Here is a 517-nt window from a genome sequence, read left to right on the forward strand (position 1 = left end):
TCTGACGCTGCCGCTGTTCGAGGACATCAAGCGCGTGTTCAAGAACGAGACCGGCCGCGTCTTCATCTATCCGTCGTCCGGCACCGGCGCCTGGGAAGCGGCGATGACCAATGTGCTCAGCCCCGGCGACCGGGTGCTGATGTCGCGCTTCGGCCAGTTCTCGCATCTGTGGGTCGACATGGCCGAGCGCCTCGGCTTCGAGGTCGACGTCATCGACTGCGAATGGGGCACCGGCGTCCCGCTCGACCTCTATGCCGAGAAGCTGCGGGCCGACAAGGCGCACCGCATCAAGGCGGTCTTCTGCACGCAGAACGAAACCGCGACCGGCGTCACCAGCGATGTCGCCGGCTGCCGCGCCGTGCTCGACGCGGCGAACCACCCGGCGCTGCTCTTCGTCGACGGCGTCTCGTCGATCGGCTCGATCGACTTCCGCCAGGAGGAGTGGCGCGTCGACTGCGCCGTCTCCGGCTCGCAGAAAGGCTTCATGCTGCCCGCCGGCCTCGGCTTCCTGTCGGTC

Annotated in this window: 1 protein-coding gene; it reads left to right on the forward strand. The window is 67.7% G+C overall.

Annotation, left to right across the window (positions count from 1 at the left end):
* Position 1 precedes the first annotated feature (1 nt).
* The coding region (locus tag RFN28_RS34765) for an aminotransferase class V-fold PLP-dependent enzyme (protein WP_320291622.1) at positions 2–517 on the forward strand (516 nt) is incomplete at its 3' end.

The sequence above is a fragment of the Mesorhizobium album genome, from assembly GCF_033977205.1.
GTDB lineage: Bacteria > Pseudomonadota > Alphaproteobacteria > Rhizobiales > Rhizobiaceae > Mesorhizobium > Mesorhizobium album.